15 protein-coding genes are annotated in these 14432 nt (G+C 68.8%); 4 read left to right on the top strand and 11 right to left on the bottom strand.

Annotated features, from left to right (window positions below; genetic code table 11):
* The 5 genes from D3226_RS01090 to D3226_RS01070 form a co-directional block, all read right to left on the bottom strand.
* Entirely contained in the window at positions 1 to 1551 is a 1551-nt protein-coding gene (locus D3226_RS01090; protein ID WP_202380591.1) for an ABC transporter substrate-binding protein, read from the bottom strand.
* Between the two features lie 267 nt (positions 1552 to 1818).
* Positions 1819 to 2703: an SMP-30/gluconolactonase/LRE family protein gene (locus D3226_RS01085; RefSeq protein WP_202380590.1), complete on the bottom strand. Its 885-nt coding sequence runs from the start codon at positions 2701 to 2703 to the stop codon at positions 1819 to 1821.
* Positions 2704 to 2705: 2 nt separating this feature from the next.
* Positions 2706 to 3377 (bottom strand): GntR family transcriptional regulator, encoded by a 672-nt coding sequence (locus D3226_RS01080; protein WP_202380589.1) that lies wholly within the window; start codon positions 3375 to 3377, stop codon positions 2706 to 2708.
* Between the two features lie 133 nt (positions 3378 to 3510).
* Entirely contained in the window at positions 3511 to 4401 is an 891-nt protein-coding gene (locus D3226_RS01075; protein ID WP_202380588.1) for an aldose epimerase family protein, read from the bottom strand.
* Positions 4402 to 4438: 37 nt separating this feature from the next.
* The gene (locus D3226_RS01070; protein ID WP_202380587.1) at positions 4439 to 5020 is read right to left on the bottom strand and encodes a TetR family transcriptional regulator; all 582 of its coding nucleotides are present in this window, start codon (positions 5018 to 5020) and stop codon (positions 4439 to 4441) included.
* A 97-nt stretch (positions 5021 to 5117) separates the two neighbouring features.
* On the opposite strand from D3226_RS01070, the gene D3226_RS01065 reads away from it, so the two are divergent.
* Together D3226_RS01065 and D3226_RS01060 are read left to right on the top strand one after the other, a co-directional pair.
* A complete protein-coding gene (locus D3226_RS01065; RefSeq protein ID WP_202380586.1) occupies positions 5118 to 5504 on the top strand; it encodes a DUF1304 domain-containing protein in 387 nt (128 codons plus the stop codon).
* A 99-nt stretch (positions 5505 to 5603) separates the two neighbouring features.
* The gene (locus D3226_RS01060) at positions 5604 to 6626 is read left to right on the top strand and encodes an NADP-dependent oxidoreductase (RefSeq protein WP_202380585.1); all 1023 of its coding nucleotides are present in this window, start codon (positions 5604 to 5606) and stop codon (positions 6624 to 6626) included.
* Positions 6627 to 6655: 29 nt separating this feature from the next.
* On the opposite strand, the gene D3226_RS01055 is transcribed toward D3226_RS01060, so the two are convergent.
* The 5 genes from D3226_RS01055 to D3226_RS01035 all read right to left on the bottom strand — a co-directional run bounded on the left by D3226_RS01055 (position 6656) and on the right by D3226_RS01035 (position 11096).
* Positions 6656 to 6979 carry a thiamine-binding protein gene (locus tag D3226_RS01055; RefSeq protein ID WP_202380584.1) on the bottom strand — a complete coding sequence of 108 codons (324 nt, stop codon included), beginning with the start codon at positions 6977 to 6979 and terminating at the stop codon, positions 6656 to 6658.
* A gap of 51 nt (positions 6980 to 7030) precedes the next feature.
* On the bottom strand, positions 7031 to 8533 hold the full coding sequence (locus tag D3226_RS01050) for a DHA2 family efflux MFS transporter permease subunit (protein WP_474197892.1): 1503 nt from the start codon (positions 8531 to 8533) through the stop codon (positions 7031 to 7033).
* 43 nt (positions 8534 to 8576) lie between these two features.
* Positions 8577 to 8978 (bottom strand): cytidine deaminase, encoded by a 402-nt coding sequence (locus D3226_RS01045; protein WP_202380583.1) that lies wholly within the window; start codon positions 8976 to 8978, stop codon positions 8577 to 8579.
* Positions 8979 to 9099: 121 nt separating this feature from the next.
* Positions 9100 to 10200, bottom strand: coding sequence for an ABC transporter permease (locus D3226_RS01040; RefSeq protein WP_202380582.1), 1101 nt, complete (start codon positions 10198 to 10200; stop codon positions 9100 to 9102).
* Entirely contained in the window at positions 10197 to 11096 is a 900-nt protein-coding gene (locus D3226_RS01035; protein ID WP_202380581.1) for an ABC transporter ATP-binding protein, read from the bottom strand. Before D3226_RS01035 ends, D3226_RS01040 begins: the two co-directional genes overlap by 4 nt.
* Positions 11097 to 11244: 148 nt before the next feature.
* On the opposite strand from D3226_RS01035, the gene D3226_RS01030 reads away from it, so the two are divergent.
* Positions 11245 to 12540, top strand: a complete 1296-nt coding sequence (locus D3226_RS01030) for a sensor histidine kinase (protein WP_202380580.1) — start codon at positions 11245 to 11247, stop codon at positions 12538 to 12540.
* The gene (locus D3226_RS01025) at positions 12537 to 13268 is read left to right on the top strand and encodes a response regulator (RefSeq protein WP_202380579.1); all 732 of its coding nucleotides are present in this window, start codon (positions 12537 to 12539) and stop codon (positions 13266 to 13268) included. Before D3226_RS01030 ends, D3226_RS01025 begins: the two co-directional genes overlap by 4 nt.
* Positions 13269 to 13299: 31 nt before the next feature.
* Here D3226_RS01025 and D3226_RS01020 read toward each other — a convergent pair whose 3' ends face one another.
* Positions 13300 to 14304 (bottom strand): LacI family DNA-binding transcriptional regulator, encoded by a 1005-nt coding sequence (locus tag D3226_RS01020; protein ID WP_202380578.1) that lies wholly within the window; start codon positions 14302 to 14304, stop codon positions 13300 to 13302.
* Positions 14305 to 14432 lie beyond the last annotated feature (128 nt).

Raw genomic sequence — 14432 nt, 5'->3', positions numbered from 1 at the left:
TTATCCCTTGAAGCCGGCGTTCTCGAGGTGGAGCTGGCCGCCGCCCTCGACCCACACGCCGTCAAGCGAGCTGTTGGTCGCGGTCACCACGGTGGCCTGGATCGGAACGATGAGCGGCACCTCGCGGTTGATGATGCTCTGCACCTCGCCCCACTTGGTCTTGCGGGCGGCCTCGTCGGGCTCACCAACGGCCGCGTCAAACGCGCTCTCGAAGTCGTCGTTCGACCAGTTGCACTCGCAGCGGCCCTCGCGGTAGAAGTTCAGCGAGTAGGCGGGCTCCGGCGGCGTCGACTGGAAGTTCGGCACGATCGTCGCGGGGTAGTTCTTGCCCGCGGGGTAGAACTTCTCGACCCACGTTCCGATGTCGTTGTTCTCGATCTTCAGCGTGATGCCGATTTCCTTCAGGCTGGCCTGCAGAATCTCGGCGCTCGTGTTCCACTCGGGGTACTGGCCGGCCACGCCCCACCAGGTGAGCGTCGTGCCCTCGGTCACGCCCGCGGCGGCGAAGAGCTCCTTCGCCTTGTCGAGGTCGTAGCTGTAGTCGGCGAGCTTGCCGCCGTACCAGGGGTTGTTCTCGCCCAGCGCGTTGTTCGTGGGCGCGAGATGGCCCTGATCCGCGTACGCGGCCTCGAGGATCGCGTCGCGGTCGATCGCGTAGGCGAGCGCCTGGCGTGCGCGCACGTCGTTGAAGGGCGCGGAGGTGGTGTCCATCTCCCAGCTCGGCCACTGGCTCGGGTTCTCCGGGCGCACGAGCTCGATCGCGCTGTCCCCCTCGAACTGTGCGACGTCGCCCTGCGGCACCGACCACAGCACGTCGATGTCGCCGGAGCGCAGGCCGGTCACGGCCGCGGTCGACTCGGCGGCCTTCTCGATAGTGATCGTCTCGAGCGCGGGCGCGTCACCGAAGTAATCGTCGTTGCGCACGAGCGTGACGGAGTTGTCGGGCGTGAACGCCTTCACCGTGTACGGCCCGGTGCCGATCGGTTCCTTGTCGATCTGGTCGAGCGAGTCCATATCCATCACCTTGACCCACACGATGCCCGCGGGGAAGGTTGCGGTGGGGGCGTCGAGCTGGAACTCGACGGTGCGCTCGTCGACGGCTTTCACGCTCGTGATGGCCTCGATCTTCGTCTTCTCCTGCGTGGAGGTCTCGGGTGCGAGGTAGTACTCAAACGACGCGACGACATCGTCGGCGGTGAGCGCCTTGCCGTTCGAGAAGGTGACGCCGTCGCGCAGCGTGAAGGTCCAGGTCTTCTGGTCGTCGCTGACCTTCCACTCCTCGGCCAGGTCGCCCTCGATTTCGCCGCTCTCGCTCGTCTCGGTGAGCCCGTTCCACAGCAGCGGGAAGAGCACTTCCTCCCACGCAAAGGTGCGGATCGCGGGGTTCAGCTGCGGGATACCCTGCGCCGCAGCAACCGTGATCTTCGTGGGGGCGTCGCCGCCTCCCGAGCCTGAACCGAGCGTGCCGCCGCCAGTGCCGGCACAGGAGGTCAGGGTAAACAGGGTGGCGAGGGCCAGGGCGCCCGTCGCGAGCTTCTTTCGCAACAACATTGTTCCTCCAAGATGATGGCCGGCACTCAACTGCATGCCGTCGCTATAGTATCTAGCATAAGCGCTCCGGTGTCTATCTGCGGCCACATTCCGCGAGCCGAGGGAGACGACACCGGCACTCCGCCGGCGGCGGAGTGAGCACGGAATGAACACCCCAGCAGCGCGGGATCGCGGGGCGCCGCACCGCTTCTCACCGACCGCCGCTCCCGAGGCGCGCCCCGCGAACCGCGCCGCGCATGCCGCTCTCTCCACGGACGGTCTACGCCCTCAGCGTGACGCCGGAGCACCCTCCGCCGCGCGCACGCGGGCCACGTCGGCGGCAGAGACGACGGCGAGTGCGCCATCGCCCGCATCGTCCGCTGCGCGAGTGATCACCAGCCCGCCGTCTGGCAGCTCGGCGAGGGCGCTCGGCCGCGCACCGGGTACGCGAATCGCGCCCACCGCACGCCCATCACGGAGCCGCAGCACCGCACCGCCGCCCCACATCGCGCTCCACAGGGCACCACTGTCGTCAACGATCAGGCCGTCGGGCAGCACGCTACTGTCCGCGCCGGGCACGGGGAATCGGCCGAGCGGCTCCCCGTGCGCGGAGTAGCGACGGATCTCGCCGCCAAGGGTGTCCGTGACGTACGTCTCGCCACCGTCCGGGCGCCAGCCGATCCCGTTCCAACAGGCGACCGGCGCGTCGAGCGCGGCCACCTCACCGCCCGCGGCGCGATAGAGCACGCCGGCTGGGGGATCTTCCGCACGCAGATTCATCGTGCCGAACCACACCGCGCCGTCGGCCGCCACCGCCCCATCGTTGATGCGCACCGGCACTTCGGCCGCGGGCAACGCGCGCGCGAGCTGCAGCTCGCCGCTCACCCAGTCGAAGCGGTACAGACCATCCGGCAGGCCCACGGTTACGATCCCATCGGCGTGAGCGTCGGGCGCGACGAAGCCGGGCTCGCCGAGCAGCTCCCGCGACTCGTAGGCCGCGCGATCGTGCAGCCGCGCAATCGGCACGCGCCAGAGCTGCTGCGCCGTGATGTCCACAAACCAGAGCGTGCGCCCGTCAGCGGACACCCGTGGCGACTCGGGAAGTTGCAGGCCGCGCGGGCCCGCCAGATCGCTCGCCGTGGCCTCCGCCCCGGCGGGCCAGACGGCGCGCACGGTTAGCTCGCGTCGTCTCGGCCGGTGGCGGAGACGCGCGTCACCGCGTCCTCGATGTGCTGCGTCATCGACTCCTGCGCGCGAGCCAGGTCGCCGCTCGCGATCGCCGTAATGAGGTCGGCGTGCGCCTGTACGTGGCGCTCAAGCTCGTCGCGCGCCAGTGCCGCGTTCGCGGCCTTCAGGAAGCTGTTGATGCGGCCGCGTAGCTGCGAGGCGATGTCCGCCAGCACCGAGTGCTCGGCAAGCGTCCAGAGCGCCTCATGGAACCGACGATCCTGCGTGAAGAGCAGATCGACGTCACCCGCCGCGGCTGCCTCACCCATGCGATCCACAATCGCCCGGAGCTCGGCCTCGTGCTCCGGCTGCCAGCGCGCCTGCACCCGCTCCACCACGAAGCGCTCGAGCACCGAGCGCAGGCTCGACACCTCCTCGAGCTCGGTTTCGCCCAGCTCGGCAACGCGCGCACCACGGCGCGGCTCGCGCTCGACGAGCCCCTCCTCCGTAAGGCGGGCGAGCGCCTCACGCACGGGGATGTGGCTGACGCCCAATTGCTCGGCAAGGTGCCGCTCGACGAGGCGCGCACCGGGTTCGAAGTCGCCGGCGAGGATCGCCTCGCGCAACTCGGTGGTCACCGTGTCCGAGATACTCGAACTCTTCAGATTGCTCAGCGACATGTAGGTCCAATCGTGGGTCAACAGTGACCATCCCAGGGGTGGCGGGTCACAGGACGCGCAGCCCGAGCAACCAGCCTACCCCATCGCTATAGCAACGTCCCGAGCAGCGGCTCGGCACTGAGCCCAGCTCAGTTCACACCTCAGTTGGCCTCACGGCCCAGCTCAGCTCGAAGCGCAGCTCTGCAACCACCCCCGGCCCCACCGCCCAGGTGCGATCGGGCTGCAGGCCATCCGGCGCCGCGGTGAGCGGCTCCACGCAGAACGCCGGCCGCTGCCCATCAAACACATGCCATACATCGTGCGAGGAGCGCAGCGTGAGTTCGAGGTCACCCCACGCGATCACCGGGTCTCCCGCGTGCAGGTACGAGTGGTCCCGGGCACCATCGCCTGGCCCGGCATCCGCCCCCGCAACCGGCTGGGCGAACAGCCCAGGGCCGATCTCCGCGAAGCGCGCCTCGGGCGCGAAGCGCAGCTCGGCAACCACGCCCCCAACTTCACGCCGAAACCACGGGTGGTACCCGAGCGACACCGGCATCTCGCGCTCGTCATTGCCACATCGCAGCACGAGCTCGATCGCGTCGTCGCGGAGCGTAATGCGCTGCTCCGCCCAGCCACCGAACGGCCAGGGCGCCGCAAGCTCGGTGCGCAGGAGCGCTCGCTCAGGCGTCGCCTCGCGCACGGTCCATGCCGCGGCATCCACGGTGCCGTGCGCGGCCTCGACCTGCGGGGCCGGCCGCGGCAGTGCCACCGCCTCCTCAGCCCACACGACGCGGTCGCCCGTCAGCCTCCCCGCAAAGGGTGCCATGGGAAAGCAGCCCGAGAACCACGATTCGGGTGCGCCGCCGCCCACGATTCCCGCGCCGAGCACCTCTCGCCCGTCGATCTTCAGGCTCGCGAGCCGGCCACCCCACCCCGGGAGAACGGTCGCCCGGGCCGCACCGGCGCGAAGCTCCACGGGGCGATCCCGAGCTGATGCTGTCCCGGGGGCACGGTCCCGCTGCGTCGCGGTCACTGCGTCATTCACGGGGACAGTCTGTCACGCCGCCGCTCAGCTCACCGCGTCAGCCGCGGTGCTCGATCGCGTGGAGCGCGGCGTCGAGGCTCGCGCCCGCCGCATCCGGGTCGACGCGCACCAGGGCGAACGCCGAGACGACGAGGCCGGTCACGACCGTGGCAAGCTGCGCAATCTGCTCGGGATCGCGCCCCGGCTGCGCAGCCACACCGCGGCGCAGGGCCCCGTGGAGCTCAGCCCGGTAGTCCGCAATAACTCGCGCTACCTCGGGGTCTGCGCCCACCGGGCCCGCGGCGGTGTTGATCAGCAGGCAGCCGGGGACGGGCGCGATCGCGTCGATGCTGGCGAACGCTTCGCGCAGCCCGAGCAGGTACTCGCGCAGTGCCGTGGGGGCAACCTCGTCCGCCTGCAGCGGGGCGAGACGTGGGCGCACCACCTCGTCGAGGTAGTTCTGCACCACCTCGTCGAAGAGCCCCCGCTTCGAGCCGAACGCGCCGTAGAGGCTTGAGCGGCTGAGCCCCGTGGCGTCTTCCAGTCGGGGGACGGCGGCCGACTCGTAGCCGTCGCGCCAGAACACGGCACGCGCCGCGCGCACCACGGTTGCACGATCGAAGCTCGGAGTTCTCGCCACGGCTCCCCCTTTCCAGAATGGTCGTTCCAGTATATATTGGAACGATCGTTACGGAAAGCCGTTCGAGCATCCGCTCGCGGCGCGGAAGGGACAGCGCATGCTCATCACCGGTTTGGTGCTCGCGGGGGCCGCCGCCCTGCTGCACGTGTTCATTTTTTATCTCGAGTCGATCGCGTGGACCTCAGCGCGCGCCCGCGCCGTCTTTGGCATCACCGCCGAGGAAGCGCACGCCACGCGCGAACTCGCCTTCAATCAAGGGTTCTACAACCTCTTTCTCGCCGTGGCGGCGCTGCTCGGCGCGCTCCTCACCGCACTCGGACACCAGGCCGTGGGCCTCACGCTCGTGTTCACGGGAGTGGGATCCATGCTCGCCGCGGCCCTCGTGCTCGCGCTTTCCAGCCCAGACAAGCGGGCCGCCGCGTTCAAGCAGGGGGCGCTGCCGCTCTTCAGCGTTGCCGCGCTCGCGCTGAGCTTCGCGTTCTAGGCGGACGGCCGCGCGCCACACGTCGCGCCGCCGCCCACGCTCCCAGCACCACACCGGCTTCAGCACCACACCAACCCCAGCCCGAAAGGCCACCGCCCCATGAGCACCACGTCTCGCACCCAAATCCAACTCGTGTCCCGCCCCACCGGCTGGCCGAGCGCGGAGAACTTCCGCACGGTCACCGACGATCTGCCCGAGCTCGCGCCCGGCCAGATCCGCGTGCGCAACGAGTACATTTCGGTCGATCCGTACATGCGCGGCCGCATGAACGACGTGCGCAGCTACGTCGCCCCTTACGCGCTGGGTGAGACCATCACGGGCGGCGCCGTGGGGCGCGTCACCGCGTCCACCGTCGCGGAGTATCCGGTCGGCGCGGTCGTGCTGCACCAGCACGGCTGGAGCGATCTGGCGCAGGGTGACGCGAAGACCTTCCGCGTGATCCCCGAGCTGCCGGGCGTCCCCCTGTCGCTCAACCTGCACGTGCTCGGCATGACCGGGCTCACCGCCTACGTGGGGCTCACCGAGATCGCACACATGCAGGAGGGGGACACCGTGTTCATCTCAGGCGCGGCGGGCGCGGTCGGCACCGCGGCGGGTCAGATCGCAAAGTTGCTCGGCGCGAAGCGCGTCATCGGCTCGGCCGGATCCGACGAAAAGGTGGCGCTCCTCACCTCGAAGTACGGGTACGACGCGGCGTTGAACTACAAGAGCGGCAATGTGCGCGAGCTCCTCGCCGAGGCAGCCCCGGACGGCATCGACGTGTTCTTCGACAACGTGGGCGGCAGCCACCTCGAGGCCGCGCTCGACGCGTTCAACGACGGCGGCCGCGCGGCGCTGTGCGGGGCGATCGAGAGCTACAACACCACGGAAAAGCCCGTCGGCCCCGACAACATGGCCAACCTCATTACTCGCGCCCTCACGCTGCGGGGCTTCACGATCGGCGCACACTGGCATCTTGCTCCCGAGTTCCAGGGGCGCATGGCCGAGTGGTTCGCGCAGGGCAACATTGCCTACGACGAGACCGTGGTCGACGGGATCGAGCACACGGTCGACGCGTTCCTCGACATGATGCGGGGCGCCAACACGGGCAAGATGCTCGTCCGAGTGGCGCCCGCGGCGTAGGCCGCGACGGAGCCTGCGGTGGATTGGAGCTAGGCCCCCTCCACCGCGCGCTCGAGTCGCTCGAGCTTGCCGTCGAGCTCGCCCTCGAAGCCCGGGCGAATGTCGGCCTTCATCACGAGTGACACTCGTGAACCGAACGGCAGCACGGCCTCGGTGGCGCGCTTCACCACGTCAAAGACCTCGTCCCACTCGCCCTCGATCTCGGTGAACATCGAGGAGGTGCGGTGCGGCAGACCAGAGTCGCGCACCACCCGGATTGCGGCGGCAACAGCCTCGGAAACCGAGCCGGTCTCGCTCATGGCGGGGCCGGCAGGGCCCACGCCGCTCGGCGCGACGGAGAATGCAAGAATCATGAGGAGTCCTTTCAACCCGGGAAACGAGCCCGGCAGCGCCGAGCCCTGAGGCTAGTCTGCCGCCACGACGCGCACCTCGCCCGTGCGTGCGGGGCGCGGGCCAAACAACACGGCGATGAAGGCCCCAACGAGGATGACGCACATCGGCAGGATGAGCGACTGCATCATGGCCTGGCTAAACGCCTCGCGCGCGGGCCCGGGCAGCTGCGTGAGCCCGCCCTCGCCGCCCATCGAGTGCGCGGCGCCCTGATCGCCGAGCAGTGCAGAGAGGCGCGACTCCATGAGCACGGCCATCGCGGCCGAGCCGAGCACGGCGCCCACCTGGCGGCTCGTGTTGTAGACCCCAGATCCCGCGCCGGCGAGCCGGGGATCCAGCCCAAACGTGGTGATCGACGAGAGCGGACCCCACATGAAGGCGTTGCCCACGCCGAGGATCGCGCTCGGGATCAGGAACATGAGCACCGGGGTGTCCGGCTTGAGCAGCAGCGCGTAGCCGAGCACACCGATCCCAACGAGCAGCAGGCCGATCACAGGGATGCGGCGCGGGTCGCGGCGGTCGATGAGCAGCCCGACGGGTCGCGCGAGCACGATGGAGAGCACCGCCATCGGGATCATCAGCAACGCCGACTGCGTGGGCGTCAGCCCCATGACGAGCTGCAGGAAGAACATGAGCGGCAGGTTCATACTGGTGACGCTGAAACCCACCATCACAATCGCCGCCGAGCCCACCGAGAAGTTGCGGTCGCGGAAGATCTGGAGCGGGATCAGGGGTTCGCCGCGCTGCACGCGCTGCCACACGACGAAGAGGGCGAGGATCACGATGCCCGCGATGATGAGTCCCCACACACTGATGGGGCCCCAGATCATGCCCCACTCGTAGCTCTGCCCCTCCTGAATGCCGAAGACCAGGAGGAACATGCCGAGTGCGCTGAGGATCACGCCGAGCCAGTCGAAGCGATGCGCGTTGGTGGGCAGCTTTGGCACGAAGCGCATCGCGAGCACGAACGCGATGACGCCGACCGGCACGTTGATGAAGAAGATCCACTCCCAGCCCCACGCGTCGAGGAGGAAGCCGCCGAGGATCGGGCCGACGAGCGTGGCAACGCCCGCCGTGACGCCCCAGACCGCCATCGCCGATCCGCGCTCGCGCGGCGCGAAGATGCGCGTGATCACGGCCATCGTCTGCGGGGTCATGAGCGCCGCGCCGAGGCCCTGCAGCACGCGGGCGAAGATCAGCACCTCGATGCTGTCGGCGAGGCCACACATGAGTGAGGAGATCGTAAAGACGGCGAGGCCTGCGAGGTAGATGCGGCGCGTTCCGAAGCGGTCACCGAGGCGGCCGGTGATGAGCAGCGGAACAGCGTACGCGAGCAGATACGCGCTCGTCGCCCACAGGGTTGCCACCATCGTGGTTTCGAGGCTCTGCATGATCGACGGGTTTGCGACAGACACGATCGTCGTGTCCACCAGGATCATGAAGAAGCCGAGCACCATGGACCAGAGTGCGGCCCAGGGGCGGATCGGGGATTGCTGTGCGGGCTGCTCGGAGTTCACCCGGACAGCCTACTCCGGCCCTCCGACAGCGACCGGATGCGTACTACCGCGCGGGGAGCGCGCTCGGGCCGAAAGCGTCGGGCAGGAGCTCGTCGATCGTGCGCGCACCACTCGCCGTGTCAACGAGCAGGCCGGGAGCCGCGGCCTCGAAGAGCAGCTGGCGGCAGCGCCCGCACGGGGTGAGCGTGTTGCCTGAGCCGTCGACGCACGCGAACGCGACGAGTGTTCCGCCGCCGCTCGCGTGCAGCGCGCCGATCATCGTGCACTCGGCGCAGAGGGTCAGCCCGTAGCTCGCGTTCTCCACGTTGCAGCCGGTGACCACACGCCCATCGTCGGCAAGCGCGGCGCAGCCCACCGAAAGCCCGGAGTACGGGGCGTAGGCGTTCTCCGCTGCGGCGAGCGCGGCGGCGCGGAGTCCGGCCCAGTCGATCGCGTGTTCGGTCATGCCCACAGCCTACGCGTCGCCGCTCCCTCGGATCGGGGTCACTTGGGCAGGGTGTCGGCGGGCCGGATGGCGCGACACCGTGCCCAAGTGACCCCGATTCGGGAGACGGCGGGGAGGCGGGTCAGCCGCGGATCGCCTCGCCCAGCTTCACCCGCGTGCCCGTGCGCAGGATCGAGTTCTCATAGATGCGCGCGCCAATCCAGAGGACCACCGCAATCGATACCGCCAGCACGCCGAGCGACAGGAGCGGCTCCCACCACTCCGCAGTGCCGAGGTACAGGCGCATCGGCATTGCGACGGGTGCGGAGAACGGAATGTAGCTCATCGCGGTGAGCACGGGGAGGTTGTCGAAGAACACGATGATGCCGATGTAGGGGAGCATCACGAGCATCATGACCGGGCTCGTCACGGACCCGATGTCCTCCTGCCGGGAGACGAGCGCCGCGAGGGCCGCGTAGAGCGTGGCGAGCAGCACGAAGCCGAACGCAAACAGGATCCCGAACCAGATGAGCGCGGTGCCGAGCTCGCCGAGCAGCAGGTCCTGCCCCGTGGCGAGCATGCCCACCGAGGCCAGCGCGACAATCGCCACAACCTGCGCGAGCGCGAGGATGCTGTTGCCCAGGATCTTGCCCGCGAGGAGCGTGCGTGCGGAAATCGTGGCGAGCAGGATCTCGACGATGCGCGTCTGCTTCTCCTCCACGACGCTCTGCGCGATCGTCGTGCCGAAGGTCACCGCGCTCATCATGAACACGACACCGAACGAGATCGCGATGATGTAGGCGAGGAAGGGGTTGCTCGTCAGGGGGTCAAGCAGTACGACGGTCGGCGCCGCCGAGAGTGCCTGCAGCAGGCCCGTGGGCGCGCTGTCGTTCGCGAGGACCGTGAGATCGACGGGGGTATCCCCGCCCGGCACCACCGCGGCTTCAACCTCGCCGTCGCGCACGAGCGCTTCGGCGGCGGCGCGATCCGGCGCTGCGGTGACCTCAAATGCCTCGGAGTCGAGTCCCGTGGCGGCCTCACCCACGACGGCCACCTTCGTGGGCCCGGAGAAGCCCCCCGAGCTCGCCATGAACCCGGAGAACAGCACACCACCGAGCACCAACAGCAGCAAGAAACCGGTGGAGATCAGGAAAGCCTTGCTGCGCAGCCGTGTGGTGATCTCGCGCTCGGCGACTAGCCAGGCGCCCTGGGGGCCGCTCACCTGTCGGTGTGACGTGCTCATCGAACTACCTCCGTGAAGATCTGTGCGAGCGAGGGCGTGACGGGCGTGAAGCTCCGCACCGTCGTATTGGGCTGCTGCATCGCTGCGGCCAGCACCGCCTGAGCCGCGGCATCCGTGTCCGCGTCGAAGCGAGCGAAGCCGCCATCCAAGTGGGTGACCGTGACACCGGGGCGCTCACGCACCCACCCGGCGTCGCCCCCGCTGCCGGCGAGCTCGATCTCGAAGCTTCGGCCGGCATGCTCAGCGCGGAGCGCCTCGCGGGACCCGTGCGCGCGGATCTGCCCATCGCCAATCACCACAACGTCGTCGCAGAGCCGCTCAACGATGTCGAGCTGATGCGACGAGAACAGCACGGGCGCGCCCTGCGCCGCGTAGTCGCGGAGCACCCCGAGCACCACCTCGACGGCCATCGGGTCGAGCCCCGAGAACGGCTCATCGAGCACGAGCGCGATCGGCTCATGCACCAGCGCCGCGGCGATCTGCGCGCGTTGCTGGTTGCCGAGGGAGAGGCTCTCGAGCGTGTCGCCCGCCCGCTCCCCCAGGCCGAGCCGCTCGATGAGCGCCTGTGCCGAGCGACCAGCGTCCTGCCGACTCATGCCGTGCAGGCGGCCGAGGTAGACGAGCTGCTCGAGCACCTGCATCTTCGGGTAGAGCCCGCGCTCCTCCGGCATGTAGCCGAAGCGGGCACGGTCGCGCCCCGTGAGCGGCTCGCCGTCCCAGGTCACCGCGCCCGCATCCGCGGCGAGCACGCCGAGAATGATGCGCATCGTGGTGGTCTTGCCCGCGCCGTTGCCGCCAACAAACCCGGTCATGCGGCCCCGCTCCACGCGGAAGCTCACGTCGTTCAGTACCTGGCGTTCCCCAAAACTGCGGGAGATGCCTGCAACCTCGATCATCCCGTTCCTTTCCCTCTGCCCCCACGCTACGGCCCCGAGCAAGCCCGCCGCCTCCGCCGCGGGGCGGATTGTGGTGGGCACCCGGCGCGCACCGCTTCCGCCGCGCGGGGGAGGTCTGCACGGTGGCGGAGCGCATACGCTGGTGTGCATGACAGAGCCCCCCGCTGCGTGGGCGCGCCCGCGGCCGGGGCGCGCGGTGCTGCGTCTCGACGCCGTCCTCGCGCTGGTGCTCGCCCTCGGCGCAACGACGACCTCGCTGCTGTACGCGCGTATCGAGCTCATCCCCGAGCCGGCGGGCCCGTGGGTGTGGGCGCTCGGCATCGCCCTGTGCACGCTGCCGCTCGCGCTGCGTCGCATCGCCCCGATCCCGGTCGCGATCGTGGTGAGCATCGGTTTCTTCGTGTGCGGCCAGTTCGGCGTGCCTGAGGTGCTGATCATCAACATCTGCCTGTTCCTCGCCCTTTACACGGTGGGGGCGTGGGAACCGCGGCGCACCGCTGCGTTCTGGACGCTGGCGACGCTCAGCGCGGCGCTGCTGATCTGGCTCATCGTCGCGCTGATCATCGCGTCCTCCACTCAGGACGCGTTCCCCGGCATGTCTCGCTCCGGCCTGTTCTCCGCGTATGCGACGTTCGCGGTGATTCAGATCATCACGAACCTGCTCTACTTCACCGGGGCGTACTGGTTTGGGCTGCGCGCCTGGCGAGCGGCACGCACGCAGGCACAGCTCGAGGCGCAAGGCGAGGAGCTGGAGCGTGAGCGCCGCACGAGCGCGGCACAGGCGGTGGCCCTCGACCGACTCGGCATCGCGCGCGAACTGCACGACGTCGTGGCGCACCACGTCTCCGTGATGGGAATCCAGGCGGCAGCCGCGCGGCGTGTGCTCACGCAGGATCCCGATCGAGCCGCTGCCGCGCTCACGGTCGTCGAGGAGAGCGCACACACGGCCGTCACCGAGCTGCGGCAGCTCGTGCACACGCTGCGCACCCCCGACGAGGAGGAGAGCTCCACCGCGGTGGGGATCGCCCAGCTTGGCGCACTCGTCGCCGAGGCGCAGCGCGCGGGCGTGCCCACCACCCTCATCGTTGCCGGCGACACCCGCCCGCTCCCCATGCTCGTCGACGTTGCGCTATTCCGTGTGGCCCAGGAGGCGCTCACCAATGTGCGCAAACACGCGGGGCGCGGCGCCGAGGCGGTGGTGCGGCTCCGCTTCGAGGCCGACGCCGTCGAGGTGGAGATCAGCGATGACGGCGTCACACAGCGACTCGATAGCAGCGTGGGATCGCTGAGCCCAGGCGCGCTCCCCGCTGTCTCCGGGCTTGGCCTGCGCGGCATGCGTGAGCGCATTGGGGCCGTCGGAGGTTCCGTGGCGAGCGGCCGACGCGAGCGTGGCGGATTCATGGTGCGGGCACGCGTGCCCCTGAGCGCGGAGGTGGTCATGTGATTCGCGTGCTGCTCGTCGACGACCAGGCGCTCGTGCGCTCGGGGTTCAAGATCATCCTCGAATCGGAGCCAGATCTCACCGTGGTGGGAGAGGCCGCCGACGGCGCGGAGGCCGTTACGCTGGCCGCCGAGCTGACGCCCGACGTCATCTGCATGGACGTGGAGATGCCCGAGCTTGATGGCATCGAGGCGTCGCGCCAGATCCTGTCGGGGGCAGGCGCAGCGCAGGGCAACGCCCCCGCGATCCTCATCCTCACGACCTTCGGGCACGAGCGCTACCTCTTCGATGCACTCGCGGCTGGGGTGAGTGGTTTCCTCCTGAAAACCTCGCGCGCGGAGCAGCTGATCGAGGCTGTGCGGCAGCTCGCAGCGGGGCACGCGCTCCTCGGCCCCGACGTCACCCGAGCGGTGCTCGGCCGGGTCGCGTCCTCCGCGGAGTCTCACCCGAGCGGCACGGGCGACGCGGCCGCGAATACCCCAATCGCTGACGGCGACGCGGCAGCTTCCGCCGACCCCACCGAAGAGGCGATGCTGCGCGCCGGGCTCACGGAGCGCGAGCGCGAGGTGCTCGCGCTCGTGGCCAAGGGCCGCTCGAATGCGGAGATCGCCGCGGCGCTCTTCCTCGGCGAGGCGACCATCAAGACGCACGTCTCAAACGTGCTGCAGAAGCTCGGCGTGCGCGACCGCATTCAGGCGGTCGTGTGGGCTCACACGCGCGGCGACCGGTAGCGGAGCCGCGCAACAACGCTCACACCGTTGGCTATGCGCCCATGGTCGACGCTCGCACCACAAGCTCGGGCTGGAAGACGATCTGCTCACAGTCTGCCCCCGCACCACGCTCCCGCAACAACAGTTCAACCGCGGTGCTTCCGATAGAAAACGCCGGCTGCCGCACTGAAGTGATCGGCACTACAGCCGAGTGGGCGAAGTCAATGTCGTCGTACCCAATCAACGCAATCTCTTCCGGCACACGCAGCGAACTGCGCATCACCAGCGCCTGCAGAATACCCAGCGCGAGAAGGTCATTTGCAGCGAAGACACCATCAGGGCGCTGCTCCGGGGAGAGTCGCGCAATTTCCTCGCCGACGCGCCGCCCCTCCAGGACGCTCAGTCCCTGGGTTTCGAAAATCTCAAGGGCGGTATCCTGACGCTCCGCAACAACGGCACGCACCCCAGACAGACGGTCGCTCACCTGCTCAATCTCGTGCGGGCCACCAACGAAGGCAATGCGCCGTCGCCCGATCTCGACGAGATGACGGGCCGCAATCCGGCCGCCTTCAACGTCGTCAACGGACACCGACGGGAAAGTTCGATCGTGCGATCCACGGTCAACGAGAACCACGGGAATCCCAGCGTCACGAAGCGAGCGAAGCTGGTGAAGATTGGCATGAACGGGGGTCACCAGCACCCCCGCAACGCGATGCTCCTCGAACATTTCCAGCAGCGCGGCCTCACGTTCGGGCGAGTCGTCGCTGCCACCCATCAGCACGGTGTAGCCGTCATCAAGCGCTCGACTCTGTGCACCGTGCGCGACATCCATGAAGAACGGGTTGCGCGTATCGAGCACGACGAGGCCGAAACTATGGCTGCGCCCGGCGCGGAGCTGCCGGGCCGCATCGTTACGCACAAACCCAAGCTGCTCGATCGCTGCGTGGACCCGAGCGCTCGTCGCGGCAGCAACGCGATCCGGGCGATTCAGTACATTCGAAACGGTACCGACGGAGACGCCCGCCTCGCGTGCAACGTCTCTGATGCTCGCGGTCATACTGCTCCTCTCGCCGTGATCTGCTTCATCATAATTGAGCGTGCCGACAAATTGAAACGCTTCAATAACGGATCCATCCCGTCGGAAGCAGCCGCTTGACGGAAGAAAAGTACTGTGTTTAAACTCTG

This window comes from Leucobacter chromiireducens subsp. chromiireducens, assembly GCF_016758255.1.
Lineage (GTDB): Bacteria > Actinomycetota > Actinomycetes > Actinomycetales > Microbacteriaceae > Leucobacter > Leucobacter chromiireducens.
This window is presented reverse-complemented; position numbering and strand designations above follow the sequence as displayed.

What these genes read in the sequence shown, in the direction of transcription:
- D3226_RS01090 (WP_202380591.1), bottom strand. Translation starts at nt 1,551, where the DNA reads ATGTTGTTGCGAAAGAAGCTCGCGACGGGCGCCCTGGCCCTCGCCACC.
- D3226_RS01080 (WP_202380589.1), bottom strand. Translation starts at nt 3,377, where the DNA reads ATGTCGCTGAGCAATCTGAAGAGTTCGAGTATCTCGGACACGGTGACC.
- D3226_RS01065 (WP_202380586.1), top strand. Translation starts at nt 5,118, where the DNA reads ATGCTCATCACCGGTTTGGTGCTCGCGGGGGCCGCCGCCCTGCTGCAC.
- D3226_RS01060 (WP_202380585.1), top strand. Translation starts at nt 5,604, where the DNA reads ATGAGCACCACGTCTCGCACCCAAATCCAACTCGTGTCCCGCCCCACC.
- D3226_RS01055 (WP_202380584.1), bottom strand. Translation starts at nt 6,979, where the DNA reads ATGATTCTTGCATTCTCCGTCGCGCCGAGCGGCGTGGGCCCTGCCGGC.
- D3226_RS01045 (WP_202380583.1), bottom strand. Translation starts at nt 8,978, where the DNA reads ATGACCGAACACGCGATCGACTGGGCCGGACTCCGCGCCGCCGCGCTC.
- D3226_RS01040 (WP_202380582.1), bottom strand. Translation starts at nt 10,200, where the DNA reads ATGAGCACGTCACACCGACAGGTGAGCGGCCCCCAGGGCGCCTGGCTA.
- D3226_RS01035 (WP_202380581.1), bottom strand. Translation starts at nt 11,096, where the DNA reads ATGATCGAGGTTGCAGGCATCTCCCGCAGTTTTGGGGAACGCCAGGTA.
- D3226_RS01030 (WP_202380580.1), top strand. Translation starts at nt 11,245, where the DNA reads ATGACAGAGCCCCCCGCTGCGTGGGCGCGCCCGCGGCCGGGGCGCGCG.
- D3226_RS01020 (WP_202380578.1), bottom strand. Translation starts at nt 14,304, where the DNA reads ATGACCGCGAGCATCAGAGACGTTGCACGCGAGGCGGGCGTCTCCGTC.